The organism is Lentzea miocenica, assembly GCF_033949945.1.
In the GTDB taxonomy this organism is placed as follows: Bacteria; Actinomycetota; Actinomycetes; order Mycobacteriales; family Pseudonocardiaceae; genus Lentzea; species Lentzea miocenica.
In genome coordinates this window covers 26,473-52,568 of the sequence record NZ_JAXAVW010000047.1, presented here as the reverse complement: position 1 = coordinate 52,568, position 26,096 = coordinate 26,473, and the positions used below count along the sequence as shown (strand labels likewise).

Annotated in this window: 19 protein-coding genes; 15 read left to right on the top strand and 4 right to left on the bottom strand. The window is 69.0% G+C overall.

The annotated features are described in order from the left end of the window. Nucleotides 1-56 precede the first annotated feature (56 nt). Complete coding sequence (locus SK803_RS41265; protein WP_319971661.1) at nucleotides 57-416, top strand: hypothetical protein; 360 nt, start codon at nucleotides 57-59, stop codon at nucleotides 414-416. Here SK803_RS41265 and SK803_RS41260 read toward each other — a convergent pair whose 3' ends face one another. Further along, nucleotides 417-1,424: a LacI family DNA-binding transcriptional regulator gene (locus SK803_RS41260; protein ID WP_319971660.1), complete on the bottom strand. Its 1,008-nt coding sequence runs from the start codon at nucleotides 1,422-1,424 to the stop codon at nucleotides 417-419. 124 nt (nucleotides 1,425-1,548) lie between these two features. Here SK803_RS41260 and SK803_RS41255 point away from each other — a divergent pair, with 124 nt between their 5' ends. The 10 genes from SK803_RS41255 (at nucleotide 1,549) to SK803_RS41210 (ending at nucleotide 12,720) form a co-directional block, all read left to right on the top strand. Then, on the top strand, nucleotides 1,549-3,048 hold the full coding sequence (locus tag SK803_RS41255; protein ID WP_319971659.1) for a sugar ABC transporter ATP-binding protein: 1,500 nt from the start codon (nucleotides 1,549-1,551) through the stop codon (nucleotides 3,046-3,048). After that, a complete protein-coding gene (locus tag SK803_RS41250; protein WP_319971658.1) occupies nucleotides 3,045-4,085 on the top strand; it encodes an ABC transporter permease in 1,041 nt (346 codons plus the stop codon). Before SK803_RS41255 ends, SK803_RS41250 begins: the two co-directional genes overlap by 4 nt. Then, nucleotides 4,078-5,037: an ABC transporter permease gene (locus SK803_RS41245; protein ID WP_319971657.1), complete on the top strand. Its 960-nt coding sequence runs from the start codon at nucleotides 4,078-4,080 to the stop codon at nucleotides 5,035-5,037. Before SK803_RS41250 ends, SK803_RS41245 begins: the two co-directional genes overlap by 8 nt. After that, a complete protein-coding gene (gene rhaS / locus SK803_RS41240; protein ID WP_319971656.1) occupies nucleotides 5,034-6,095 on the top strand; it encodes a rhamnose ABC transporter substrate-binding protein in 1,062 nt (353 codons plus the stop codon). Before SK803_RS41245 ends, rhaS begins: the two co-directional genes overlap by 4 nt. A 1-nt stretch (nucleotide 6,096) precedes the next feature. Further along, a complete protein-coding gene (locus SK803_RS41235; protein ID WP_319971655.1) occupies nucleotides 6,097-6,408 on the top strand; it encodes an L-rhamnose mutarotase in 312 nt (103 codons plus the stop codon). Between the two features lie 17 nt (nucleotides 6,409-6,425). After that, complete coding sequence (gene rhaI / locus SK803_RS41230; protein ID WP_319971653.1) at nucleotides 6,426-7,580, top strand: L-rhamnose isomerase; 1,155 nt, start codon at nucleotides 6,426-6,428, stop codon at nucleotides 7,578-7,580. Nucleotide 7,581: 1 nt separating this feature from the next. Beyond that, a complete protein-coding gene (locus tag SK803_RS41225; protein ID WP_319971652.1) occupies nucleotides 7,582-9,606 on the top strand; it encodes a bifunctional aldolase/short-chain dehydrogenase in 2,025 nt (674 codons plus the stop codon). Further along, on the top strand, nucleotides 9,603-10,922 hold the full coding sequence (locus SK803_RS41220) for a rhamnulokinase (RefSeq protein ID WP_319971651.1): 1,320 nt from the start codon (nucleotides 9,603-9,605) through the stop codon (nucleotides 10,920-10,922). The genes SK803_RS41225 and SK803_RS41220 overlap by 4 nt, the downstream gene beginning before the upstream one ends. Nucleotides 10,923-11,241: 319 nt before the next feature. After that, complete coding sequence (locus tag SK803_RS41215; protein ID WP_319971650.1) at nucleotides 11,242-11,427, top strand: hypothetical protein; 186 nt, start codon at nucleotides 11,242-11,244, stop codon at nucleotides 11,425-11,427. A gap of 69 nt (nucleotides 11,428-11,496) precedes the next feature. Then, nucleotides 11,497-12,720 carry an SGNH/GDSL hydrolase family protein gene (locus SK803_RS41210; protein ID WP_319971649.1) on the top strand — a complete coding sequence of 408 codons (1,224 nt, stop codon included), beginning with the start codon at nucleotides 11,497-11,499 and terminating at the stop codon, nucleotides 12,718-12,720. Here the strand turns inward: SK803_RS41210 and SK803_RS41205 are convergent. Together SK803_RS41205 and SK803_RS41200 are read right to left on the bottom strand one after the other, a co-directional pair. Beyond that, nucleotides 12,704-15,787, bottom strand: coding sequence for a family 78 glycoside hydrolase catalytic domain (locus SK803_RS41205; RefSeq protein WP_319971648.1), 3,084 nt, complete (start codon nucleotides 15,785-15,787; stop codon nucleotides 12,704-12,706). The genes SK803_RS41210 and SK803_RS41205 overlap by 17 nt on opposite strands. A gap of 142 nt (nucleotides 15,788-15,929) precedes the next feature. Beyond that, complete coding sequence (locus SK803_RS41200; protein WP_319971647.1) at nucleotides 15,930-18,191, bottom strand: cellulase family glycosylhydrolase; 2,262 nt, start codon at nucleotides 18,189-18,191, stop codon at nucleotides 15,930-15,932. Between the two features lie 371 nt (nucleotides 18,192-18,562). On the opposite strand from SK803_RS41200, the gene SK803_RS41195 reads away from it, so the two are divergent. The 3 genes from SK803_RS41195 (at nucleotide 18,563) to SK803_RS41185 (ending at nucleotide 22,165) form a co-directional block, all read left to right on the top strand. Further along, nucleotides 18,563-18,823 carry a hypothetical protein gene (locus SK803_RS41195; protein ID WP_319971646.1) on the top strand — a complete coding sequence of 87 codons (261 nt, stop codon included), beginning with the start codon at nucleotides 18,563-18,565 and terminating at the stop codon, nucleotides 18,821-18,823. Between the two features lie 187 nt (nucleotides 18,824-19,010). Continuing rightward, nucleotides 19,011-20,870 (top strand): ricin-type beta-trefoil lectin domain protein, encoded by a 1,860-nt coding sequence (locus SK803_RS41190; RefSeq protein WP_319971645.1) that lies wholly within the window; start codon nucleotides 19,011-19,013, stop codon nucleotides 20,868-20,870. Then, nucleotides 20,855-22,165, top strand: coding sequence for a jacalin-like lectin (locus tag SK803_RS41185; RefSeq protein ID WP_319971644.1), 1,311 nt, complete (start codon nucleotides 20,855-20,857; stop codon nucleotides 22,163-22,165). The genes SK803_RS41190 and SK803_RS41185 overlap by 16 nt, the downstream gene beginning before the upstream one ends. Before the next feature lie 37 nt (nucleotides 22,166-22,202). Here the strand turns inward: SK803_RS41185 and SK803_RS41180 are convergent, their stop codons facing one another. After that, entirely contained in the window at nucleotides 22,203-24,944 is a 2,742-nt protein-coding gene (locus SK803_RS41180) for a beta-L-arabinofuranosidase domain-containing protein (protein ID WP_319971643.1), read from the bottom strand. A 192-nt stretch (nucleotides 24,945-25,136) separates the two neighbouring features. Here SK803_RS41180 and SK803_RS41175 point away from each other — a divergent pair, with 192 nt between their 5' ends. After that, nucleotides 25,137-26,090, top strand: a complete 954-nt coding sequence (locus SK803_RS41175) for an arabinan endo-1,5-alpha-L-arabinosidase (RefSeq protein WP_319971642.1) — start codon at nucleotides 25,137-25,139, stop codon at nucleotides 26,088-26,090. The last annotated feature ends 6 nt before the right edge of the window (nucleotides 26,091-26,096 follow it).

The window sequence follows — 26,096 nt, the reverse complement described above, 5'->3', positions numbered from 1 at the left end:
AAACAATCGTGCGTGCAATTCCGATTTTCGTTCTGGCCGCTGCCGCAATGGTGGCCATGTCAGTACCGGCGTCCGCACAGGTCGAGGCCGCCCTCGCCGTTCAGCCGCAGGGCCGGCTGGAGGCGCGCGGGGCCGCTGTCACCGTGCCACTACGTCTGATGTGCCAGAACGGCGCGACCGGGTCGCTGTGGGTGCAGGTCACCCAGAACGTGCGCGGCGAGCTCGCGATCGGCGAGAAATACACGGGGAACGTTCCGTGCACCGGCGCGTTCCACAAGGTCGACGTGACCGTGGTGTCGCGCACGAAGGCGTTTCGGCAGGGCGTCGCATTCACGTCCGCCTCGCTGAACGTCTACCTTCCGCCGGACAATTCGACCACGGTCGAGGAAAACCGGGAAATGGTCCTGGTCCGCTAGTCACCGTTTGACAGCGCTGGACGCGCGGACCACGAGCTCGGGCTGGAACTTCACGTGCCGGTGCTCGTGGTCCGGCTCGTTCTCGGCCAGCAGCAGCTGGGCGGCGGTGCGGCCCAGCTGCTCGCGCGGCTGGCGCACCGAGGTGAGCGGCACGGCGGCGGCCGCGGCGAACTCGATGTCGTCGTAGCCCACCACGGCCAGGTCGTCCGGCACCCGCAGGCCCTGCTGGGTCATCGACTGGAGCAGCCCGAGCGCGAGCAGGTCGTTGGCGCAGAACGCCGCGGTGGGACGACGTGACGACGGCAGGCCCACGAGCCTCTCCCCCGCGTTGCGCCCCTCCCCCACCTGCAGGCTCTTCGTTTCCATGAAGGTGAGCGCTTCCGCGGGCAGACCGGCGTTGGCCAGCGCGCGCAACGCCCCCTCGCGCCGGTCGCGCACCTGCTGGATCGACATCGGGCCACCGACCATCGCGATCCGGGTGTGGCCGGTCTCGATCAGGTGCGTCACCGCGAGCTCACCGCCGAGCACGTCGTCGACGGCGACCGAGCAGCGCGTGCCGTCCGTCGACTCGCGGTCGACCAGCACGACCGGGGTGCCGCGATCGGCGATCTGGGCGCTTTGGGCGTCGACCGGGGTGATCAGGATTCCCTCGACGCGCTGTTCGTGCAGCAGCTCCAGGTACTCGCGCTCGCGGCCGTCGTCGGAAGCGCTGTTGCACAGGAACAACGCGAGGCCCGCCTCCCGCGCCGCGTCCTCGACGCCGCGCGCCACGTCCGTGAAGAACGGGTTCGCCGCGTCGAGCACGACGTATGCGATCACCCGGCTGCTCCCGGCCCGCAACTGGCGCGCGGACTCGTTTCGCACGAAGCCCAGCTCCGCGATCGCGGCCAGCACCCGCTGCCGCGTGGCCGGCGCGACGACGTCCGGCCGGTTCAGCACGTTCGAAACGGTCGCGTTGGACACGCCGGCCTGCTGCGCGACGTCGCGGATGCCCACTGACGGCTTCACGGGCGGCTCCTTTGTTGAAACGTGACAACGAATGGTACCTCTCGTGTCTTGACATGCCGCCTCGCCGCACCCAGAGTGCACGTAACTCAGCCGTTAAAACGTTTCAACATCGAGGTGACGAGACGTGGACCGACCTCCCGTGGTGGCGCTGGACGAGGTGAGCAAGTCCTTCGGCGCCGTCCGCGCGTTGTCCGGGGTGTCGCTGCGACTGCTCCCCGGCGAGGCCCACGCCCTGCTCGGCGAGAACGGTGCCGGCAAGTCGACGCTGATCAAAACCCTCGCCGGCGTACACCGCCCGGACGCGGGCCAGGTGCTGGTCGACGGCTCCGCGCATAGGTTCTCCGGCCCCGCGGACGCGCTGGCCGCGGGCATCGCGATCATCTACCAGGAGCCGACGCTGTTCGGTGACCTGTCGGTGGCGGAGAACGTGTTCATGGGCCGCCAGCCGCTCGGCCTCGGCCGCCGCATCGACGTGGCCGCCATGCACACGCGCACGTCGGAGTTGTTCTCCCGCCTGGGTGTCCGGCTCGACCCGGCCCGCCCGGCCCGTGGACTGTCCATTGCGGACCAGCAGCTGGTCGAGATCGCCAAAGCACTGTCGTTCGACGCCCGCGTGATCGTCATGGACGAGCCGACAGCGGCCCTGTCCGCACACGAGGTCCAGCGGCTCTTCGGCGTGGTGCGGGCATTGCGCTCTCAGGACGCCGCGGTGCTGTTCGTGTCGCACCGGCTCGACGAGGTGTTCTCGTTGTGCCAGCGCGCCACCGTGTTGCGCGACGGCGAGTTCGTCTGGTCCGGCTCGTTGGACGGTGAGACACCGGACTCCCTGGTGCGCCGCATGGTCGGCCGCGAGCTGTCCCAGCTCTTCCCCAAGCAGGACACCACCGCCGGCGAGGTGTTGCTGTCCGTGCGACGACTCACCCGCGAGGGCGTGTTCACCGACGTCTCGTTCGACGTCAAGGCAGGCGAGATCGTCGCGCTGTCCGGCCTCGTCGGCGCCGGACGCAGTGAAGTCGCGCGGGCGGTGTTCGGCATCGACCGCCCCGACGGCGGTTCCGTGGTCGTGCGCGGCCGGAAGCTGAGGTACGGCTCCCCCACCGCCGCGATGGCCGCGGGCGTCGGGTTCGTGCCGGAGGACCGCCGCCAGCAGGGACTCGTGATGGACGCGTCGATCGAACGCAACACCGCACTCGCCTCGCTGGGCCGGCTGTCGACGTTCGGGTTGCTGCGCCGCCGCTCGGAACGCGCGCTGGCCCAGGACTGGGCGGTCAAGCTGCGGCTGAAGTTCGCGCGGCTGAGTGACCCGGTCGGCGTGCTCTCGGGCGGCAACCAGCAGAAGGTCGTGCTCGCCAAGTGGCTGGCGCGCAAGCCGTCCGTGCTGATCGTCGACGAACCGACGCGCGGGATCGACGTGGGCACGAAGGCCGAGGTTCACCGGCTGTTGTCGGAACTGGCCGCTGAGGGCGTCGCGGTGCTGATGATCTCGTCCGAACTGCCGGAGGTGCTCGGGATGGCCGACCGGGTGCTGGTGATGCACGAAGGCCGGTTGGTCGAGGAGCTGTCACGCGCCGAGGCGACCGAGGAACGGGTGGCGCTCGCCGCCGCCGGGCAGGTGACCCGATGACGGCGGACACCGTGGTGGCACCGCCCACCGAACGCACGGCCGCCCGGCGCCTCACCACGCGCGTCGGCCGGGTCCGCGAGCTCGGCATCGTCGTGGCGCTGGCCCTGGTCGTCATCCCCACCGCGATCGTCAACCCGAGGTTCATCCAGCCCCAAAGCCTCCGCGACCTCCTCCTCAACGCCTCGATCGTCGCCCTCCTCGCGGTGGGCCAGACCCTCGTGGTGGTGACCAGAAACGTCGACCTGTCCGTCGGCTCGGTCCTGGGCCTGTCCGCCTTCCTCACCGCGCAGCACTTCGCCGACCACCCCGGCACCCCGCTGGTGCTGGGCATCGGCTTCGGCATCGCGGTCGGCCTGGCGTGCGGCCTGCTCAACGGCCTGCTGGTGGCACTCGGCAACGTCCCGAGCCTCGTGGTCACCCTCGGCACGCTCTACGTGTTCCGCGGCATCGACTACGCGCTCGCGCAAGGCCGGCAGGTCAACGCCGCCAACCTCCCCGACGCGTTGCTGGGCCTGGGCAGCAGCCGCGTGCTCGGCATCCCGATCCTCGTGCTGATCACCGTCGTGGTCATCGCGGTCGCCGCCGTCCACCTCCGCTCCTACCGGTCCGGCCGCGAGCTGTACGCGATCGGCTCGAACCCGGAAGCAGCAACCCTCGCGGGCATCCCGGTCGCCAGGCGCACGCTCACCACGTTCGTCCTTTCCGGACTGATCGCCGGCTTGGCCGGCGCGCTGTGGGTGGCCCGCTACGGCACGGTCGACGCGGCGGCGGGCACCGGACTCGAACTCCAGGTCGTCGCGGCCGTGGTGGTCGGCGGCGTCGCGATCTTCGGCGGTTCCGGAACCGTGGCGGGCGCCGCACTGGGCGCGTTGCTGCTGGGCACGATCACGAGTTGCCTGGTGGTGCTGCAGATTCCCGCGTTCTGGCAGCAGGCGATCGCGGGTGCGCTCCTGCTCAGCGCCATCACCGTCGACCGGCTGCTGGCACTGCGGCTGGCGAAGGCCCTGCGCAAGACCGAAGGGACCAGCCATGCGTAACCTCCTGCGCTGGGAGACAGCGCTGGTCTTCCTGCTGATCGTGGTGGCGCTGACCGGCCAGGTCAGCACGGACGGCTCGTTCCTGTCCGGCGGCAACCTCTTCTACCTCGGCCTCGACATCGGCGAGATCGCGCTCATCGCGCTGCCGTTGACACTGGTGATCGTCGCGGGCGAGATCGACCTGTCCGTCGCGTCGGTGCTCGGCCTGTCCAGCGCGCTGATCGGCTGGCTGTGGAACGCGGGCTGGCCGCTCGAAACGATCCTGCCGACCGTGATCGTGGCGGGCGCGCTCTGCGGAGCGTTCAACGGGCTGCTCGTGACGCGGCTCGGCCTGCCGAGCCTGGCGGTCACCATCGGCACGCTCGCGCTCTACCGCGGTCTGGCACTGGTGGTGCTGGGTGACACGGCGGTCGCGGACTTCCCGGCCAGCTACACGTCGTTCGGCACGACACCGTTGCCCGGCACCAACATCCCCTACCCGATCGTGCTCGCAGCGGTGCTCGCCGTGCTGTTCGGTGTCGCGCTGCACGCCAGTTCGTTCGGCCGGTCCGTCTACGCGATCGGCGCGAACGAGGAAGGCGCGCGGTTCTCCGGCATCCGCGTCAAAAGGATCAAGCTGACCCTCTTCGTGCTCGCCGGTGCGGTGGCCGCGATCGCCGGGATCGTCTACACCTTCCGGTTCTCCAGCGCCCGCGCGGACAACGGCGTCGGGCTCGAACTGGCCGTCGTCGCCGCGGTCCTGCTCGGCGGCGTGTCCATCTTCGGCGGCAAGGGATCGCTCTTCGGCGTGCTCGCGGGCGTGCTGTTGCTGGGCGGCCTGCGCAACCTGCTGATCCTGCAGGACACCTCCACCGAGGTCCTCACCATCGTCACCGGGCTCCTGCTGCTGGTGAGCGTCCTCGCCCCCTCGATCACCCGACGCGTCGGAACCCTACGAAAGGCCGCGCCATGAACACACGTCTAGTGCTCGCCCTGGTGATGTCCGGGGCCGTCGCGCTCACCGGCTGTGGTGGCACGACGAAGGACAGCGCGGGCGACCAGACCGGCGGTGCCACCAACGCCGGCAAGGCCGACCCGAACGCGGCCCTCAAGGAGGGTCTGAAGATCACGTTCCTGCCCAAGCAGGTCAACAACCCGTACTTCACGGTGGCGCAGAAGGGTGCCGAGCAGGCGGGCACGGCGATCAAGGCCGAGGTCAAGGCGACCGGGCCGTCCGACGCCGCCGCCTCCTCGCAGGTCACCTACATCAACACCGCCGCGCAGCAGAAGCAGGACGCGCTGGTGATCTCCGCCAACGACGCCAACGCCGTCGCGCCCGCGCTCAAGTCCGCGCGGACGCAGGGTCTGAAGGTCGTCACCTTCGACTCCGACGCCGCGCCGGACGCCAGGGACGTCTTCATCAACCAGGCCACGTCGAACGACATCGCCACCGGCCAGGTGAAGCTGATCTCCGAGGCAATCGGCGGCAGCGGTGAGATCGCGATCCTGTCCGCGACCCCCAACGCCACCAACCAGAACGCGTGGATCGAGGTCATGAAGACCGAGCTCGCGAAGCCGGAGTACGCGGGCCTCAAGCTCGTGGAGACCGCGTACGGCAACGACGACGACCAGACGTCGTTCCAGAAGACCCAGGGCCTGCTGCAGGCGCACCCGAACCTCAAGGGCATCATCTCGCCGACCACCGTCGGTGTCGCGGCCGCCGCCCGCTACCTCAGCTCGTCCGAGTACAAGGGCAAGGTCCAGCTCACCGGGCTCGGCACGCCGAACCAGATGCGCAAGTTCGTGCAGGACGGCACGGTGAAGTCGTTCGCGCTGTGGGACCCGACCAAGCTCGGTTACCTCGCCACCTACGCCGCCGCCGCGCTCGCGTCCGGGCAGATCAGCGGTGCGGAGGGCGAGAAGTTCAAGGCCGGCGAGCTCGGCGACTACACGATCGGCGCCAAGGGCGAGGTCGTGCTCGGCCCGCCGACGGTGTTCACCAAGGACAACATCGACAAGTTCGACTTCTGACATGCGCGTCTGCTTCACCCTGCGGGTCCGCGCCGATCGTCTTGACGACTATCGAGCGCGGCACCGCGAGGTGTGGCCGGCGATGCGGGCTGCCCTCACCGAGGCGGGTTGGCACAACTACTCACTCTTCCTCGCCGAGGACGGCCTGCTCATCGGTTACCTGGAGTGCGACGACTTCGACGCGGCGCTCGCGGAGATGGCGCGCACCGAGGTGAACGCGCGCTGGCAGACCGAGATGGCCGGGTTCTTCGTCGGTGACGGCAACGCCGACGAACGGATGCGGCCCCTCGACGAGGTCTTCCACCTCGATTGAGTTTTTGGGGAGAACACATGAGCGTGAAGGACGCGTTGCGCGAGCAGCGGATCGAGACGCCGTCGTGGGCGTACGCGAACTCCGGCACCCGGTTCAAGGTGTTCGCGCAGCAAGGAGTTCCGCGCACGCCGTACGAGAAGATCGACGACGCGGCGGTCGTGCACCGGCTCACCGGCGTCGCGCCGACCGTCGCGTTGCACATCCCGTGGGACAAGGTCGACGACTACGGCAAGCTGGCCTCGTACGCGCGCGATCGCGGGGTCGCGCTCGGTGCCATCAACTCCAACGTCTTCCAGGACGACGACTACAAGCTCGGCAGCGTGTGCCATCCGGATCCGGCGGTGCGGCGCAAGGCGATCGGGCACCTGCTCGAGTGCGTCGACATCATGGACCAGACGGGGTCGCGCGACCTCAAGCTGTGGTTCGCCGACGGGCTCAACTACCCGGGCCAGGACAACATCCGGGCCCGCCAGGACCGGCTTTCCGAGGCCCTGCACGAGACTTGCGAACGGCTCGGCGCCGACCAGCGGATGTTGCTGGAGTACAAGCTCTTCGAGCCCGCGTTCTACACGACCGACGTGCCGGACTGGGGCACCGCGTACGCGCATTGCATGCAGCTCGGAGAGAAAGCTCAGGTCGTGATCGACACCGGGCACCACGCGCCGGGCACGAACATCGAGTTCATCGTCTCGTTCCTGTTGCGTGCCGGGAAGCTCGGCGCGTTCGACTTCAACTCGCGCTTCTACGCCGACGACGACCTGATGGTCGGGGCGGCGGACCCGTTCCAGCTGTTCCGGATCATGCACGAGATCGTGCTGGCCGACGCGCTCAAGCCGGCCGCAGGCATCGCGTTCATGCTCGACCAGTGCCACAACCTCGAGGCCAAGATCCCGGCGATCATCCGCTCGGTGCTCAACGTCCAGGAGGCCACGGCGAAAGCCCTTCTGGTCGACGTCGAGGAGTTGTCCGCGGCACAGCGGTCCGGTGACGTGCTCGCCGCCAACGGCGCGTTGATGGACGCCTACAACACCGATGTGCGGCCACTGCTGCGCGAACTGCGCGAGGAGATGGGCCTCGATCCCGATCCGATGGCCGCGTACCGGCGGTCCGGGTACGCCGAGCAGATCGTCCGTGAACGAGTCGGTGGCGAGGCCGCCGGATGGGGTGCGTGAAATGAACCAGGTGGAAGCCCTCCTCCACCGTTCGAACCGGCTGGGGGCCGATCCGCGCAACACCAACTACGCGGGCGGCAACACCTCGGCCAAGGGCGAGGAGCTCGACCCGGTGACCGGGCGGCCGGTGGAACTGATGTGGGTCAAGGGATCCGGCGGTGACCTGGGCACGCTGACCGCGCCTGGGCTCGCCGTGCTGCGGCTCGACCGGCTGCGCGCGCTGACCGGCGTGTATCCGGGCGTGGAGCGCGAGGACGAGATGGTCGCCGCGTTCGACTTCTGCCTGCACGGCAAGGGAGGCGCGGCGCCGTCGATCGACACGGCCATGCACGGCCTGGTCGACGCGGCGCACGTCGATCACCTGCATCCGGACGCGGGCATCGCGTTCGCCACGGCGGCGAACGGCGAGGCGCTGGTCAAGGCGTGCTTCGGCGAGCGCGTGGTGTGGGTGCCGTGGCGGCGGCCGGGTTTCCAGCTGGGCCTGGACATCGCGGCGGTCAAGCGGGACAACCCGCAGGCCGTCGGCGTCGTCCTGGGCGGGCACGGCATCACCGCGTGGGGTGCGACGAGCGAGGAGTGCGAGGCGCGTTCGCTGGAGATCATCGAGACCGCGCAGCGCTACCTCGACGAGCACGGCCGCGCGGAGCCGTTCGGACCGGTCGTCCACGAAGCGTTGCCGGCGGCCGAACGCCGGGTGCGGGCCGCCGAGCTCGCGCCGGTGATCCGCGGCCTGGCCTCCACGGACAGCCCGCAGGTCGGCCACTTCACCGACACCGACGTGGTGCTCGACTTCCTGGCCCGTGAACGGCATCCCGAACTGGCCGCGCTCGGCACGTCGTGCCCTGACCACTTCCTGCGCACCAAAGTCAGGCCGTTGGTGCTCGATCTGCCGCCGACCGCTCCCCTGCAGGACGTGGTCACACGGCTGGAGCAGCTGCACGACGCCTACCGTGACGACTACCGGTCGTACTACGAGCGGCACGCCGAGCCGGACAGCCCTCCGATGCGCGGCGCCGACCCGGCGATCGTGCTGGTGCCGGGTGTGGGGATGTTCAGCTTCGGCAAGAACAAGCAGACCGCACGCGTCGCCGGCGAGTTCTACGTGAACGCGATCAACGTGATGCGCGGCGCCGAGTCGATCTCCCGGTACGCGCCGATCGAGGAACGCGAGAAGTTCCGCATCGAGTACTGGGCGCTCGAAGAGGCCAAGCTGCGACGGATGCCGAAGCCCAAGCCGCTCGCCACCCGCGTCGCTCTCGTGACCGGTGGTGGATCGGGCATCGGCAAGGCCATCGCCGAACGGCTGGCCGCCGAGGGCGCGTGCGTGGTGGTGGCCGACCGCAATGGCGACGCGGCACGTGAGGTCGCCGAGCGAATCGGTTCGACGGACGTGGCGGTGCCGGTCACCGTCGACGTCACCGACGCCGCGGCCATCGCCGAAGCGTTCCGGGAGGCCTCGCTCGCGTTCGGCGGCGTGGACCTGGTGGTCAACAACGCAGGTCTGTCGATCTCCAAGCCGCTCGAGGAGACCACCGAGGCCGACTGGGACCTCCAGCACGACGTGATGGCCAAGGGATCGTTCCTGGTGTCACAGCAGGCCGCGAAGGTCATGCGCGCGCAGGCGATGGGCGGCGACATCGTCTACATCTCCAGCAAGAACGCGGTCTTCGCCGGCCCGAACAACGTCGCGTACGGCGCCGCCAAGGCCGATCAGGCACACCAGGTCCGTTTGCTGGCCGCCGAACTCGGCGAGGACGGCATCCGCGTCAACGGCATCAACCCGGACGGCGTGGTCCGCGGCTCCGGCATCTTCGCCGGCGGCTGGGGTGCCCAGCGCGCGGCCGTCTACGGCGTGCCCGAGGAGAAGCTCGGCGAGTTCTACGCCCAGCGCACCCTGCTCAAGCGCGAGGTGCTGCCCGAACACGTGGCCGCGGCGGTGTTCGTGCTGACGGCGGGCGATCTGTCCCTCACCACAGGCCTGCACGTGCCGGTCGACGCCGGTGTCGCAGCGGCGTTCCTGCGATGAGAACGGTCGCCGCGGTCGACCTCGGTGCGTCCAGCGGCCGGGTGGTGCGAGGTGTCGTCGACGACGGCGCCGTGCACATCGAGGAGGTGCACCGGTTCCCCAACGGGCCGGTGCATCTGCGCGGCACCCTGCACTGGGACGTGCCGGGTCTCTACCGCGAGGTCCTCACCGGCCTGAAGCTCGCCGGTGAGCTCGACAGCATCGGCATCGACAGCTGGGCCGTCGACTACGGCCTGCTCGACGCGGGCGGCAGGCTGCTCGGCAACCCGGTGCACTACCGCGACTCCCGCACCGACGGCAGCACACCCCGGGACGGGCTGTACGAGATCAACGGGCTGCAGTTCCAGCCGTTCAACACCATGTTCCAGCTGATGGCGGAACCGCTGCTGCCCCAGGCCTCCCAGCTCCTGCTGATCCCCGACCTGCTCTCCTACTGGCTGACCGGGGAACGCGGCGCCGAGTACACCAACGCCACCACGACGGGCCTGATCGACGTCCGAACAGGACAGTGGTCGCCGGAGCTGACCCGCGACCTCCCCGCCGGCCTGCTACCGGATCTGCGCCACCCCGGCGACTCCGCGGGCACCTACAACGGCGTCCCGGTCACCGCGGTCGGCTCACACGACACCGCGTCCGCCGTCGTCGCCGTGCCCGCCGAGACCGACCGATTCGCGTACATCTCGTGCGGCACGTGGTCGTTGGTCGGCGTCGAACTCTCAAAACCCGTGCTCAGCCCGGAGAGCAAGGCCGCCAACTTCACCAACGAGGGTGGCGTGGACGGCACGATCCGCTACCTCCGCAACGTGATGGGCCTGTGGCTGCTGCAGGAGTGCCTGCGCTGCTGGGACGCCGAGCTGGAACCGCTGCTGCGCGAGGCGAGGCAGGCGGAGGGCTCGGTGTTCGACCCGAACGACCCGGTGTTCCTGCCGCCCGGTGACATGCCCGCCCGGATCCAGCAGGCCTGCGGGAGAGTCATGACCAGGGCAGAGGTCGTGCGGTCCGTCCTGGACAGTCTCGCGCTCGCCCACCGCGATGCCGTCAACGACGCACAACGGTTGTCCGGCAAAGAGGTCGAGGTCGTGCACATCGTCGGCGGCGGCTCGCACAACGAGCTGTTGTGCCAGCTCACCGCCGACGCGTGCGGCCTGCCGGTGGTCGCGGGGCCCGCGGAGGCGACCGCGCTGGGCAACGTCCTGGTGCAGGCACGTGCCGTGGGCGCTGCTCACGGCACACTCGCCGATCTCAGGAAGCTGGTCCGGGAGTCGCAACCGCTGCGGCGCTACCTGCCCAGAGCGACAACCAGCCGTTACGCGTAGGGGTTGCGCCCGGACCTTGCACGGGCCGTTGAACGCGTCACGGCACACGACAACGCCCATGTAGGTGATCGAGTCACCACTGATCGACCACGTCAGGTTGTTGTACGTGGAGTAGTCCTCCTTGTCGCAGCCGGAGTGGTCGTACCGGCGCGTCGGCGTCGAGTCGGGGTGCAGCGACCCGTTGTAGAAGAGGAAGTAGGCGTACACCGGCTTGGCGTCACAGCCCCAGTCGGACACGATCAGGTCGATGTTCCCCACCGAACTGCGCCCGGTCCAGTCGAAGGTGGCCCCGGCGTACCCGTAGTCCTGCCCCGAGTAGATGAACTCCGACGCCGCGGCACCCGCCGAGGGCGTGTTCACGGCGATGACCGACAGCGCCACCGCGGCGGCGGCCGCGACCCGGCTGACCATTCTGCTGATGCTTCTCGAACCCATGACGGCAGTTGACAACGCTCACCCGCGTGCGAAGAAGCTATTGCGCCTCAGTGCAAACCTCCCCGGCTGACGGTTTCGAAACCGGATTCGAAACCGTCAGCGATTGCCCGGCTCTCTCCCACCCTCCTAGGTTGGCGAGATGCGCAGGCGTTCGTTCCTCGGTCTGGCCGCCACCGGAGTGCTCACCCCCGCCGTCGCCCAGGCCCAGCCGCGAACCCGCTGGGTCAACGCCTGGACGTCGATGCCGCAGCTGACCGAACCCGGCAACATGCCGCCACCGCCGTTCACCCAGGACGGCCTGGTGCTGGCCGACGCCACGCTGCGCCAGACGGTCCGGGTCACGACCGGCGGCCGCCGGATGCGGCTGCGGTTCAGCAACGCGTTCGGCGGCGCGGTGCTGCCGATCACCGCTGTCACCGTCGCGCTCCCGAAGGACGGCCGCGCAGGTGTCAGCGCGATCCAGCCGGACACAGTGCAACGGGTGACGTTCAGTGGAAAGTCCTCAGTGGACGTTCCGCGAGGCGCGCTGGTCGTGTCCGATCAGCTGAACTTCACGTTGAAACCAGGAACGAACCTCACGGTCACCACCTACCTCGCCCGCGGCCAGGCGTCCAACGAGATCACCTCGCACCCCGGCTCCCGCACCACGTCCCACCTGCTGACGGGCAACCACACCGAGCCGGCGGACCTGCCCGGCGCGACGCCCACCGACCACTGGTACTTCCTCAGCGGTGTCGAGGTGCGGTCGAGCGCACCGGCCGTGGTGGTGATCGGCGATTCGCTGACCGACGGCCGCGGCAGCACCACCAACGGCAACGACCGCTGGCCCGACCGGCTCTCCGACCGCCTGCGAGGCGACGTCGCGGTGCTGAACCAGGCCGCCGGCGGCAACCGGGTGCTCGCCGACGGCCTGGGGCCCAGCGTTCTGGCCCGCCTCGACCGCGATCTGCTGGCACAGAGCGGAGTCCGGTGGCTGATCCTCTTCGAGGGCGTCAACGACATCGGCACCGCCCAGCCCTCCGAACCCGCCCAGAAGCAGGTCGCGGACGACCTGATCGGCGCCTACCAGCAGATCCTCGAACGGGCGCACGCACACGACATCAAGGTGTTCGGGGCGACACTGCTCCCGTTCGGCGGCAGCGGGTACGACGACGGCTTCCGCGAGGACGCCAGGCAGACGGTGAACCGGTGGATCCGCACCAGCCGCCGGTTCGACGCCGTCCTCGACTTCGACGCCGCCGTCCGCGATCCCGCCAGTCCGCGACGGCTGCTGCCCGCCGCGGACGTCGGCGATCACCTGCACCTGAACCCGGTCGGCTATCGCATGCTCGCGGATGCCGTTCCGCTCACGCTTTTCCGTTGAACGTCCACCGCCCGTGCGGCACCGACTTCACTCCCCCGCCCGGCACGTGCACCTCCGCGGTGGATCCCACCGGCACCTCGACGGTCAGCCGCAGTACACCGTCGACCTTGGCCCATGCCACGGAGATGCGTCCGCGCACGCTCTCGAACTCCAGCCGTGCCCACGAAATGGTGGTGACGGGCTTGACCGTGAACGTCCGATAGCCCGCGTCACCCGGCAGCAGCCCGGCGACGTGCTCGTACAGCCACTGGGCGACCGTGCCCTTGAAGTAGTGGTTGCGCGAACGGGTGCCGGTGTCCCACATCTCCCACATGGTGTCGGCGCCGTTGGAGAACCAGTGACCCCAGCTCGGATACGAACGCTCGATCGCCATCGCGTGCGCCACGTCAGCGTGTCCGTTGTCGCTCAACGCTTTCAGCAACACGCTCGCGCCGAGACAGCCGACGTTGACGTGGTTGCCGTTGGCCTTCACCTCGGCGGCCAGCCGGTCCGCGACGGCCTGGACGGATCCCGCGGGCACCATGCCGAACGCCAGCGGGATCGCGTTCGAGGTCTGCCGGTAGTCGGGATCCCTGGCGGTGCGGTAGTAGCCGTCGAGGAACGTCTTGTTGAACGCTGTCAGCAACCCGGCGGCGACCTCGCGATAGCGCGGGACCGGCTTGCCGATCACGTCACCGAGTTCGGCGGTGTGCAGGAGCGCGCGGTAGAGGTACGCGGTCGCGGTGAGCCGGGTGTCCTCGGGCGGCAGGCCGCCGGAGCCGGGCGGAAGGAAGTCGCCGAGCGCGGTGACGGCGAGCCCGTCACGCAGCCTGCCGATCTCCCAGTCCAGGTAGCGGGTCAGCACCGGCCAGTGCTGGGAGGGCAGCCGGTCGTCGCCGTAGATGCGGTACATCTCCCGCAGCACGAACGGGTACACGGTCGTCCACTCGGGCGCGGGTGCCAGTTCGCGATAGCCCCAGCCGCCGCTCGGCACGATCACCGGCAGCTGACCGGCCGTGTCCTGGCTGTCCGCGAGGTCGCCGAGCCACTTGGTGAAGAACTTCGCCATGCCGAACTCGGCGAGCATCGACGGAGCGCCGACCTGGGCGTCACCCGTCCAGCCGTTCTTCTCGTAGGTCGGCGTGTCGGTCGGGATGCCGTGCAGGTTGTTGAGGACGGTCCGGCGCATCGCGGCGTCGTACTGCTCGAACAACGGCTCCGAGCAGCGGAACGTGCTCACCTGCGGCACGTCCGAGTGCACGACGCGGCCGACCAGGCTCTTCGGTGCCGAGGCGAGTCCGGTCACCTCGACGTAGCGGAAGCCCTTGTAGGAGAACTTCGGCTCCCACGTCTCCTCACCGCCCGCGCAGACGTACTCGTCGAGCTGGACGCGGTTGCCGGTCACCAGACCGTTCTCCGCGTGCACCGTGCCGTCGGGGTTCAGCGTCTCGCCGTGCTTGAGCCGCACCACCGTGCCCGCCGGTGCGTTCACCGTGAGCTGCGTCCAGCCGGACATCGTGCGCCGCATGTCGGCCACGAACACGCCGGGCTTCGGCGAGCTGACCACGGGAGTGACCGACTCGACCACGCGGATCGGTTCGTGGTCCTGGGCTTTCACCGTGCCCTTGGGAGCCGGCCGGACAGGTGCGGACTGCCACTTCGAGTCGTCGAACCCCGGTTTGGTCCAGTCGCGTGGCGCGAGCCGGGCGTCGTACGTTTCGCCGGTGTAGAGCGAGTTCGACACCGTGGGACCATCGGTCAGGCGCCACGACTCGTCCGACGTGATGGTGGTGCGGGTGCCGTCCGGGTGGTCGATCTCCAGCTGTGCCAGCAGCTTCGGCTCGTCGTGCCACGGCGGTCGCTCCCAGCGCCACGCGTTCGGCGTTTTCATGCCGTAGAAACCGCGGCCCAGCGTCACGCCGATCGCGTTGCGGCCGGCGCGGACCAGCCCGGTGATGTCGTGCGTCGCGTACAGGACCGTGTTGTCGTAGTCGGTGAAACCGGGATCGAGCACTCGGTCGCCGACGCGGCGGCCGTTGATCTCGGTCTCGTGGTAGGCCAGCCCGCTGACGTAGAGCCGGGCGCGCGAGACGGGCTTGCCGAGAGTGAACTCCTTGCGCAGCAACGGCGCGGGCTGCTCCCCCACCGTGACGTTCGAGCCCCACGGACCTTGGCCGTACGGGTCGAGCACGGTCGCGGCGGTCCACGAGGAGTCGTCGAAATCCGGGGTCTGCCAGCCGGGTTGCTCGGTCTCGGCCACCTTCCAGCCCGGCCCGGTGACGAGTTCGCGCTGACCGTCAGCGAGATCGACGACCAGCCGCAGCAGCAGTCCGGCAGGTCCGGCCGATCGGTTCGTGGCCCGCGCGGCCAGCACGATCCGCCTGCCCACCAGCCGGGTCACGTCGGCGCGCTGCCCGACCTTCCAGACGTCGACCTGCTCCGGCACGTGCAACGCCTCGGTTCCGTTGACGTACAACGTGAAGTCGTCGTCCGCGGTCGCGACGAGCCGGGCCCGGACCGCGTCCGCCGGCAGGTCGAGCGAGGTGCGGAACCAGCGGCTCTCCGGCGGAGTGGTCGCCGACCAGATCCACGACGCGCCGGTGAAGTTGATCGACGTGTCCGGAGCGCCGATCCACCGCGCCTGCCAGGGCGTGCCCAGCAGCGCGGTCTCCCACCAGCTGTTCGTGCTCCACGCGGACGACCGGCCCGCGCCGTCCCACACCCGCACTCGCCAGTGGTACCGCGTGCGCGGCCGCAACTCCTTGCCGGCGAACGGGATTCCCGTGGTGCGGTCGGAGCTCACCCGGCCGGACCGCCACACGTCCGAACGGCCGGGCGCGGTGCCGACTTCGACCTGGTAGGCGGTCTGCCCTGCGCCGGTCCCGCTCGCCGCGAGCACCCAACCCAGCCGCGGGACCGTGACATCGCTGCCCAGCAACGTCTCCGCGTACTCGACGGTGGTGCGCACGACCCGCAACCCGGCGGCCCGACCGGCATCGGCTTCGGGTTCGGCCTGAGCCACGCCGACAGGCAGCGCCGTCGCGGTCAGCCCGACCGCGGATGTCCTGAGGAACTCGCGTCTGCGCACGTCGCCTCCACCTTCGTCGCTGGATGAAACGTTTCAATCACGGCGCCGAGGCTTAGCGTGTTGGGTACGCGAGAGCGTGTCAAGGCAGTCAGGTACGGGCTGTCCGCAATCGGACAGCCCGTTGAATCGTTTAAACCTGAGGTCAGCCAGTCGTGCAGGTGCTGCCGTTGAGTGTGAACGAGGCCGGTGCTGGGTTGGTGCCGCTGAACGTGCCGTTGAACCCGATGTTCGTCGATGCGTTCGGTGCCAGCGTGCGGTTCCAGGTCAGGTTCGTCGCGGTCACGTTGCCGCCCGACTGGGCGAACGTGGCACCCCATCCCGGCAGGGTGACCCGCTGGCCGTTCGCGTAGGTGAAGGCCAGGGTCCAGCCGTCGACCGTGCTCGTGCCGGTGTTGGTGATGGTCACTCCGGCCGTGAAGCCGTTGCCACCGCCCCAGGCCTGGGCCGAGTAGCCGACCTTGCACGTCCCGGTGCCGCCACCCGCACTCGTAGTCGCCGTCACGATGCCGGAGTTCGCCGAAACGTTGCCGGCCGCGTCCTTGGCCCGCACCTGATACCGATAGGCGGTCGACGGGGTCAGACCGCTGTCGGCGTACGTCGTCGAAGCCGTCGAACCGACCGCCGCGAACGAACCACTGCCCACCGCCCGGAAGACGTCATAACCCGTCACGCCGACGTTGTCCGTCGAAGCGCTCCAACTCAGCGTCAGACCGGTCGACGTCACGCTCGAAGCGGCCGGCGTGCCCGGCGTGGACGGTGCCTGGGTGTCGCCACCACCTCCGCCGCCGAAGATGGTCGCCTCCTTCGAGGTCTGCCGAACCCCGTTGGCACCGTTGAGGAACCGCTCACCCCACGAGGTGAGGCTCGCCGGGTTGAACGAGTTCGTCATGTCGAGGTAGGCGACGTCGCTGCTGTTGCCGCTCCACGACCAGCCGAGGTAGCCGAGGCCGCGAGCCTGGGCCTGCGCCATGATCGTGTTCTCGTCCGGGTCACCGTCGCTGTGGTTGTGCCCGAACTCCCCCACCACCAACGGCAGACCGGCGGTCTGGAACGCGTCGAAGTAGGCGTTGATCTCGGCCGCGGTGTCGTAGACGCCGTACATGTGGATGGAGAACACCGTGTTGCGTTGCGGATCGGAGTTGAACACCGAAGCCGCGTTGTCGCGCATGATGTTGCCCCAGTCCTGGCCCCACATCGGCGCGTCGGCCATGATCAGGTGCTGGAGACCGGCGCCGCGCAACTTGCTGATCGCGCCGCTCGTCGCACTCGCCCAGGTAGCACTGACCGACGCGTTGTTGCCGAACGGCTCGTTGCCCAGGTTGATGACGACATAGTTCTCCTGGCCCTTCAGGGCGTTGGCCACGCTCACCCAGTAGGTCGCCGCCTGGTCGAGGCTGGCGGCGCCGCTCTGCTCGCCGAAGCCGGTGGTGTCGTGCACCTCCAGGACGCAGATCATCTTGTTCTGCTTGCACAGCGAGATGACGTTCGTGACCTCGGCGGCCGGTGTCGGCCCCCACCGCTGACCGCTGCCGAGCACGACGCGAACAGTGTTGGTGCCGAAGGACTTCATGTCCGCGAAGGCCCTGTTCTGGGTCGGGTACCAGACGTAGGCGTGGTTCACTCCCCGCATCACGAACGGGGTGCCGTTGGCCTCGACCACCCGCGTTCCCGAGACGCGCAGGCCAACCGCCTGCGTGCCGCCGCCCAACGCCGCGACGACGGCCGGGTACCAGCGGCTCTCGATCTTCTGGATGCCGGTGGAGGTGTTGGGGTGGACGCCGTCGGTGGTGTCGGCCGAGGTGCTGAAGCCGGTCCACTGGTCCACCACCGTGATCGGCGAGGCCGCGGTGCTGTTCGCCTGCGCCCAGCCGGGAATCGCGGCGTTCAGGTCGACCACGCGCTGACCGCAGGCCGAGCAGTTGGACGGGTTCATCGGGATGATCTGGGAGACGATCAGCTTGATCGCCGGGTTGCTCGCCCGCATCTGGCCGAGCATCGTGGTGTAGGCGTTGAGGATCGTGGCGGCGGGGATGTTGCTCCACACGTCGTTGGTGCCCAGGTGCATCAGCACGACGTCCGGACGCGCCGACGACAACCAGCCGGGAAGCTGGTTGTCCCGCACGATGTTCGTGGCCAGGATCCCGCCGTGGCCCTCGTTGTCGCCGTCGTAGGTGAACCCGCAGCCGGGCGACGGCAGGGAGCCGACGAAGTCGACGTCGGTGTGCCCGGTGTCCTGCAGGTGCTTCCAGAGCAACGCCCGCCAGCAACCTGGCGAGCCGGTGATGGAGTCGCCCAGAGCCATGATCCGCGCGGGCGCGGCGGCGCTGGCCGGGACAGGAGCGATGACCGCGCTGGCCGCGAGGAGCAGGCCGGCCACCACCGCTCGGAGAAATCGCCAGGTCAAAACGACCTCCTGAGGATGACTGACAGGGGAAGTCCGATTTCTGGGAGCGTTCCCAGAAATCGGACTGTAACCACCTGGAAATCCGGTGTCACACCGCCGAGTGGCCCACTGCCGCAACCTGTCCGCTGCGGACAAGCCCGCGACGGCGGCTTGTCCGGTGGACAGGGCCCCGGACTCAGCCGTAGATCGCCGCTGCGTTTCAACGCTGGAGCGCGCGGGTCTCCTGACCTGTCAGAACCCGGTTCCACACCGTCAACCTGCGCACTTTGCCCTGAAAGTGCTGTGCGGCCGAGTTCATCGCGGCGATGCCGATTTCCGCGCGCTGGGATTTTCGACGCGTCGTCGCCCCACACCTGCACGGACACCGTGAGGTGATCGAGCCCCGTCATCAGGTTGTCCGGCAGGTCCAGGTAACCGGCCTTGCCTCCGAAGACGAGCCCGTCCGGCGAGCGGGTGACGTCGCCCCGGATCGTCGCCGTACGGCCGTTTCCGGAATGGTCGGCGACGACCGGGCCAGCTCGTCCTTCGACACCGGCAGCACCGTGCCGTGGCGCGGTTTCGCGGGCAGCTGGCAGTCCGCCGGGATCGTCCAGTTCGGGTTCGCCAGCGAGTCGGTGACGAACGGGACGTAGCACCGGCCGTTGACTAGCCCGCCCCGCCACTCCACTATGGCAACGCTCACATCTGTGCTGCGCTCTTCTCCCAGTCTTCCCCTGCTTACTGGAAAGCGAGCCGTAAACGACGATGTTAACGCTCACATCATGGCGTGCTGGGGCAATCGCCCTGGCCGTCGCCTGCAGCACCGTCACCGCGGTCGGCGTGACCCCTGTCCTCGCCGCAGCTGTTGCGCAGAACCAGGTCAAGGTGCCCTCCGCCCCGATGGGCTGGGCCTCGTGGAACACCTTCTTCGAGAAGATCGACCACAACGTGATCAAGGCCCAGGCCGACGCGCTGGTGTCGTCCGGCCTGGCGGCCACCGGCTATCGGTACGTCAACATCGACTCCGGCTGGTGGAAGGGCACCCGCGACGCGTCCGGCAACATCACCATCGACGAGTCGCAGTGGCCCGGCGGCATGAAGGCGATCGCCGACTACATCCACGGCAAGGGCCTCAAGGCCGGCATCTACACCGACGCGGGCAAGAACGGGTGCGGTTACTACTTCCCCACTCCCGGACCGCCGCACGCCGGCACCGGCAGCGAGGGCCACTACGACCAGGACATGCTGCAGTTCTCCCGCTGGGGCTTCGACTACGTCAAGGTCGACTGGTGCGGCGCGGACGTCGAGAAGCTCGACGCGCCCAGCACCTACCAGGCGCTCAGCGACGCGGTCACGAAGGCGAGCGCGGCCACCGGGCGGGAGCTGGTGCTGTCGATCTGCGAGTGGGGCAAGAACGATCCGTGGAACTGGGCGCCGGGCATGGCCCCGTTGTGGCGCACCGGAACGGACATCATCTTCGCGCACGAGACGCCGTCGATCGACATGGTCTACGAGAACTTCGACAAGAACCAGCGGCCGACCGCGCAGCACACCGGCTACTACAACGACCCGGACATGATGATGGTCGGGATGCCGGGCCTGTCCACCGCGGCGAGCCGGGTCCACATGAGCCTGTGGGCGGTCGGCGGATCGCCGATGCTGCTGGGCAACGATCTGACCAGGATGGACGCCGGCACGATCTCGGTGCTGACCAACCGCGACGTGGTCGCCGTGGGCCAGGACCCGCGCGGACTGCCCGCCGTCGAGGTCGCCGAGGACGTCCGGGACCAGCAGGTCTACGCGAAGGTGTTGTCCGGCAACGGTCGCCGGGCGGTCGCACTGCTCAACCGCACGTCGTCGGCGGCCACCATGACGGTGCGGCTGGCCGATCTGGGGCTGTCCGGCCGGCTGGCCGCGGTGCGCGACCTGTGGACCGGTGCCGCCACGCCGATCACCAACGGCAGCCACAGCGTCACGGTTCCGGCCGGTGACGCGGTGATGCTGTCCGTGGCCGGGGTGGAGGCGGAAGCCACCACATATCCCGTCGAGAACTCCCGCGTCACCGGCATCAACGCCAAGGCGGGCGGACTCGCGGTCGCAACGATCGAGTACGCCAACGGTGACAGGGTGGCCCGCAAGGCCGCTCTGCAGGTCAACGGTGGCCAGATCCCCACCACCGTCGCCCTGCCGCCGACGGGTTCGGCGCAGACCAAGGGCACCGTCTCGGTGATCGTGTCGCTGGCCAAGGGCGCCAACTCCCTCACGTTGTCCGGGAATCCGACCGCCGTCGAGGTGCGCGAACTGCCCGGCACCGCGGGCATCGAGATCATCGGTGCGCAGTCCGGCCGTTGCGTGGACATCAACCGCAACACGATCACCAACGGCACGCAGGCCCAGTTGTGGGACTGCAACGGCGGTGAGGCACAAACGCTGGCCTACACCGCCCGCAAGGAACTCGTGCTCTACGGCAACAAGTGCCTCGACGCGTGGGACCACGGCACCACCAACGGCACGAAGGTCGCCATCTACGAGTGCACCGGCGGCACCAACCAGCAGTGGAACCTCAACGCCGACGGCACCATCACCGGCGTGCAGTCCGGACTGTGCCTCGACGCCTACAACGCGGGCACGGCCAACGGCACGAAGCTCGTCCTGTGGTCCTGCAACAGCGCCAACAACCAGAAGTGGACACGCAACTGATGGCCAGGTCCCTGCTCCTGATCCCGGTCCTGCTGGCGGCACTCGCGGTGCCCGCCCACGCCGCCACCACCGGTGGCAGCTTCGAGGTGCTGACCTACAACGTGGCGGGCCTGCCCGAGGGCCTGTCGTCCGGCAACCCTGCCGTCAACACGCCGTTGATCAGCCCGCGCCTCGCGCCCTACAACATCGTCAACGTCCAGGAGGACTTCAACTACCACGCGGCCCTGTACGCGGGCGACAACCACGCCCACCGCACGCCGACCAGCGGTGGGGTGCCGTTCGGCAGCGGCCTGAACACGCTGTCCCACCTGCCGTACAGCGACCTCCAACGCACGAAGTGGTCGTCCTGCAACGGCACGGACTGCCTGACGCCCAAGGGGTTCACCTACAAGCGGGTCACGCTGGCCGAAGGGGTGTACGTCGACCTCTACAACCTGCACCCCAACGCCGGTACCGAGACCGCCGACCTCGCCGCGCGCCGGTCGAACATCACCCAGCTGTCCCGTTTCATCGCCGCGAACTCGGCGGGCAACGCGGTGATCGTCATGGGCGACACCAACACCCGCTACACCCGCGAGGCCGACAACATCCGCGAACTGGCCGGCACCAACGGTCTCACCGACGCGTGGGTGCAGCTCGAACGCGGCGGCCAGGCACCGGCGGCGGGCAGTCCGGCGATCGTGTGCGACCCGGCGGCGCTCACCGACTCGTGCGAGGTCGTCGACAAGATCCTCTACCGGGGCAACCGGCAGATCACGCTGAACGCACGCGACTACCGCAACGACAACGCGGCGTTCGTCGACGCACAGGGCAAACCGCTGTCCGACCACTACCCGATCGCCACCCGGTTCGACTGGACCGCCGCCGACAACATCCGGCTCAGCGCCGAACTCGGCGGCCCGCACGGCACCCCGTTCACCGATCTCGCCGCGGTCGACCTGGGAGCCGCGCGCTCGGTGACCTTGCGCGGTGGCAGCAGGCTGGACCAGGTGTCGATCACGATGGCGAACGGCACGACGTTCAGCCACGGCGGCAACGGCGGTACCGCGTCCACCCTCACGCTCGAACCAGGTGAGCACCTGGTGTCCGCGAAGTTCAGCCAGGGCAAGTACAACGACCGCACGAGGGTGTTCTCGGCCGCGTTCACCACGAACCGCGGACGCACGCTCTCGGCGGGTCAGCCGACCGGTGAGACGCTCACCGCCGCCGCGCCCGCCGGGTGGCGCATCGCCGGGTTCACCGGCAGGTCGGGTGACGAGGTCGACCGGCTCGGCGCCATCTTCGTGCCTGCCTAGGCCGTACCTGGTGGCCCCGCGCTCGCCGGGCGCGGGGTCACCGGATCGGTGCGTTGCGGGCCGTGCGGATCACGCGGTCGTGGTCGGCGACGGACATCAGGCCCTCGCTCACCCACTTCCGCGCCACCGCGGTCACCCGGTCCACGAAGACCTTCTTGTCCGAGAACGGTGCCGCCAGCCACACCTCGTCGAGGAACGTGGAACCGTCCACGCGCACAGGGTTCGCCACACCCGAGTCCACACCGGCGAACACGATTTTCGGCTCCGCGCGGCGGAAGTACGAGTGGAAAGCGTGCTCGGTGCCCTCGAAGAACGGCGCCAGCTCGACCTCGCCGACCCGGAAGTGCAACGGACTGCCGGCGATCGGCTGGAGGTTGCCCGCGAGGTCACCGGACAGCGCCGCGCGGCCGAGCAGCCCGAACTCCAGGAACTCACGCCGCGCGTCGCGCGCGACCAGGTGGATCGGGCCGTACATCAGCGACTGCACGAGCGGCTGGTCCGGAGTCCGTTCCGCCCGCAACGCGAACGGCATGCGCACGCGCACAACGTCTCCGTCGCGCCACGACCGGGACAACGTCACGTAGGTGCCCGGCAGCGCGTTCAGCCGCTGCCGCTCGCCGTTGACCGTCACGGTGAACTCCCCCGCCCACGCCGGCACCCGCAGCGCCAGGTCGAACCGCGCCCGGCCCCTGATTCGCAGGGTGGTGCCCTGCTCGACCGGGAAGCCGGTGGTCTGGGTGACGGTGACGCCCTTCCACTTCAGCACCGACGGGCTGTAGAGGTTCACGTACAGCCGTGAGTCGTCAGCCGCGCGGAGGTACACCGAGTCCTGGTACTTCGTCGCGCTCTCCATGCCCGTGCCCTCACAACAGGTCGTGCCCTGCTTGGGCGTGAAGTCGCGGACGGCGCCGGGCGTCAGACCGATGAAGTACGTCATCAACGGCAGCTCGGCGTCGGCACGGTCCTGTTTGGACCCGAGGATCTGGTTGTACAAGGCACGTTCGTAGTAGTCGAAGTACTTCGGCGACTGCTCGTGCAGGAACAGCTGCCGGCTGAGCTTGAGCATGTTGTGCGCACAGCAGGTCTCGGCCGCCGTGTCGCTCAGCGCGCCCGCCACAACCCCGCGCGCACGCCAGAACTCCGCCGTGCTGGTCCCACCGATGCTGAACATCCGCGGCGGCACGACCATGGTCCAGAAGTTCGTCGCCGCCAGCCAGTACCGCTGCTCTCCAGTGGCCTCGTACAACCGGACGAGCCCGGTGAAGATCGGGATGTGCTGGTTGGCGTGCAGGCCGTCGAGCACGTCGCGGTTCTCGGCGCAGGCCGTGATCAACGAGTCGAGGTCGAACAGCCTGGCCAGTTCCAGGTGCTTTCCGGTGATCGCGTGCAGGTCCATGATCGCCTCGACGATGCCGCCGAACTCACCGCTGGAGAAGATGCCCCACATCCGCTGGCGCACCTCGGCGGACAACTTGCCCAGCCGCGAGAACATCCAGTCGCACAGTCCGTCCGCGAGGTCCAGCGCCCGTGCGTCCTGGGTGTTGCGGTAGGCGTCGACCAGGCCTTTGAGGATCTTGTGAGCGGTGTAGTACGGCGCCCACACCACCTGGTAGTCCGGGCGCGTCATCGTTTCCAGCGTGATGAATTGCGTTTCGGGGTACGCGGCGAGGAAGCCGGGATGGCTCGGACCGCCCCAGGTGCGGCGCAACGTCGCGGTCCGCCCGCGTCCCGACCCGTCGGCGAACGTCCCGCCGGTCGTCTCGCCGAACGAGTAGGACGCCAGATCTCCCTTGAGCGGCAGGGTGATCTCCTCCGCGGTCAGTGCCCGGGAGAAGAGGTTCACCTCGTCGAACGCGCCCGCGAACACCGGGTCGCCGCCGAAGTGGGACCGCCCGAGCCAGTGGTGCGCCAACGATCCGAGCGCGGCGGGGTTCAGCGACATCGCGGTGTTCGCGCCGGCCTGCACGCCGTTGACGTAGAGCGTGCCGGTGGTGCCCGCGATCGTCACGGCGATGTGGCTCCACTCGTTCAACGGCAGTGGTGCGGACCCGTTGATGCCCTGTTCCGCACCGGGGCCGTTCGTCGTGATGGCGAAGCGAGGCACTCCCGTGCCGTTGCGGGCGGCCAGGTACAGGTAGCGGGTGGTGTCGTCGCCGAAGTCGAAGATCCGCGTCCAGTTCGCGTCGTGCGACGGCCGGACCCAGGCGCTGAACGTGAACGTCGCGGGCAGCGGCTCGGCGGGCAGGTCGACGAACTGGTACGACCCGCGCACCTGTTCCACCGCCCGGCCGGACTTCCCCGGCACGCTCAGCACCCGCGGATCACGGCGCAGGGCTGCCCGGCACTCGGTGAGCGCACCGACCATCGCCTGGATCTTCCCCAGGTACGCGGTGTCGCCGGTGCTGCCGTACGCCTGGGACAGCATCGACAGGAAGTGCCCGGTGTAGTGGCCGCGCAGGTTGCCGTTCGCCTCGCCGTCGAGACCTTCCCAGCCGCCGGGCGCGACGGCTCCCAACGTGTCCAGGCCCGCGTTGGCGCGGAACACCTGGAGCAGCCGGTTGACGTCGTAACCACGTGCATAGGCCAGGACGAGGTCGCGCTTCTTCGAGAACACGCCCTCGCCCAGCGCCACCTCGGACAGTTCGAACGGGCGCAAGCCGCCTGGCGCGAGTGCGTTCGGTGCCGCCAGCGCCTCACCCGTCGTCACGCCGAGCAGCGGCACGGCGGCGGCCAAGGAGGTCGCCCTGAGGAAGTCCCGCCGTGCGAACCCGTCCGCCATGCGCCTGCTCCTCACGCTCATTTGTGAGCGCTAACATATGAGCGGGTCGCCCGGACGTCAACGTTCGACTACACCAGCTGGCCATTCGAAAGGGCATTCGACAAACCTTGCCGGGCAAGAAAAAGGTGCGTTACCGTACCCCGGCGTGAGTCTTGTTAGCGATAACAGTCATCGGTTGCCAACGGAGGCACCATGTCGATCGCTCGAATCTCAGCGCTTCTCGCTGCGACAGCACTGATCATCGCGCCGTCCGCGGAGGCGGCTGCTCATCCGAGTCCCGGCCGCGTCACCGGAGACGTCCGCGTGCACGACCCGGCGGCGATCAAGCGGCCCGACGGCAGCTATCTGGTGGTCCACACCGGCGACAACCTCGTGCTCAAGACGTCCACCGACCGCGTCGCCTTCCGCAACGCCGGCACGGTGTTCCCCGGCGGCGCGGCGTGGACCACCGCCTACACCGGCGGCAGCCGCAATCTGTGGGCCCCGGACATCTCCTACCGCAACGGCCGGTACCACCTCTTCTACTCGGCGTCGACGTTCGGATCGAACCGCTCGGCGATCTTCCTGGCCACCAGCCCCACCGGTGATTCCGGCACGTGGACCCACCGCGGCCTGGTGATCGAGTCGCGCCAGTCCGACAACTTCAACGCCATCGACCCGAACCTGGTGGTGGACGACCAGGGCCGCTGGTGGCTGAGCTTCGGCTCGTTCTGGTCGGGCATCAAGCTGATCCAGCTCGATCCCGCCACCGGTCTGCGGCTCGGCAGCGGCATCACCGCCGTCGCCGGGCGGGGTGGCGGCGCGATCGAGGCGCCGTTCATCGTCAAACGCGGCCAGTACTTCTACCTCTACGTGTCGTTCGACCTCTGCTGTCGCGGCGCGTCGAGCACCTACCGCGTGATGGTGGGGCGCTCCGCCGCCGTCACCGGCCCTTACCTCGACCGCAACGGCGTGCAGATGAACTCTGGCGGTGGCACCGAAGTGCTGGCCGGGCACGGAAGTGTGCACGGGCCAGGCGCCGAGGCAGTGCTCTCCGACGTCGACGGCGACCTGCTCGTCTACCACTACTACGCCGACAACGGCACGGCGTTGCTGGGCATCAACCGCCTCACCTACGACTCGGCCGGCTGGCCGCAACTGGTCTGAAAGGAC

Bases quoted from the DNA above. Each gene is read 5' to 3' on its own strand.
- SK803_RS41265 (WP_319971661.1), top strand. From the start codon at position 57: ATGTCAGTACCGGCGTCCGCACAGGTCGAGGCCGCCCTCGCCGTTCAG.
- SK803_RS41250 (WP_319971658.1), top strand. From the start codon at position 3,045: ATGACGGCGGACACCGTGGTGGCACCGCCCACCGAACGCACGGCCGCC.
- SK803_RS41245 (WP_319971657.1), top strand. From the start codon at position 4,078: ATGCGTAACCTCCTGCGCTGGGAGACAGCGCTGGTCTTCCTGCTGATC.
- rhaS (WP_319971656.1), top strand. From the start codon at position 5,034: ATGAACACACGTCTAGTGCTCGCCCTGGTGATGTCCGGGGCCGTCGCG.
- SK803_RS41235 (WP_319971655.1), top strand. From the start codon at position 6,097: ATGCGCGTCTGCTTCACCCTGCGGGTCCGCGCCGATCGTCTTGACGAC.
- rhaI (WP_319971653.1), top strand. From the start codon at position 6,426: ATGAGCGTGAAGGACGCGTTGCGCGAGCAGCGGATCGAGACGCCGTCG.
- SK803_RS41225 (WP_319971652.1), top strand. From the start codon at position 7,582: ATGAACCAGGTGGAAGCCCTCCTCCACCGTTCGAACCGGCTGGGGGCC.
- SK803_RS41220 (WP_319971651.1), top strand. From the start codon at position 9,603: ATGAGAACGGTCGCCGCGGTCGACCTCGGTGCGTCCAGCGGCCGGGTG.
- SK803_RS41215 (WP_319971650.1), top strand. From the start codon at position 11,242: ATGAACTCCGACGCCGCGGCACCCGCCGAGGGCGTGTTCACGGCGATG.
- SK803_RS41210 (WP_319971649.1), top strand. From the start codon at position 11,497: ATGCGCAGGCGTTCGTTCCTCGGTCTGGCCGCCACCGGAGTGCTCACC.
- SK803_RS41180 (WP_319971643.1), bottom strand. From the start codon at position 24,944: ATGGCGGACGGGTTCGCACGGCGGGACTTCCTCAGGGCGACCTCCTTG.
- SK803_RS41175 (WP_319971642.1), top strand. From the start codon at position 25,137: ATGTCGATCGCTCGAATCTCAGCGCTTCTCGCTGCGACAGCACTGATC.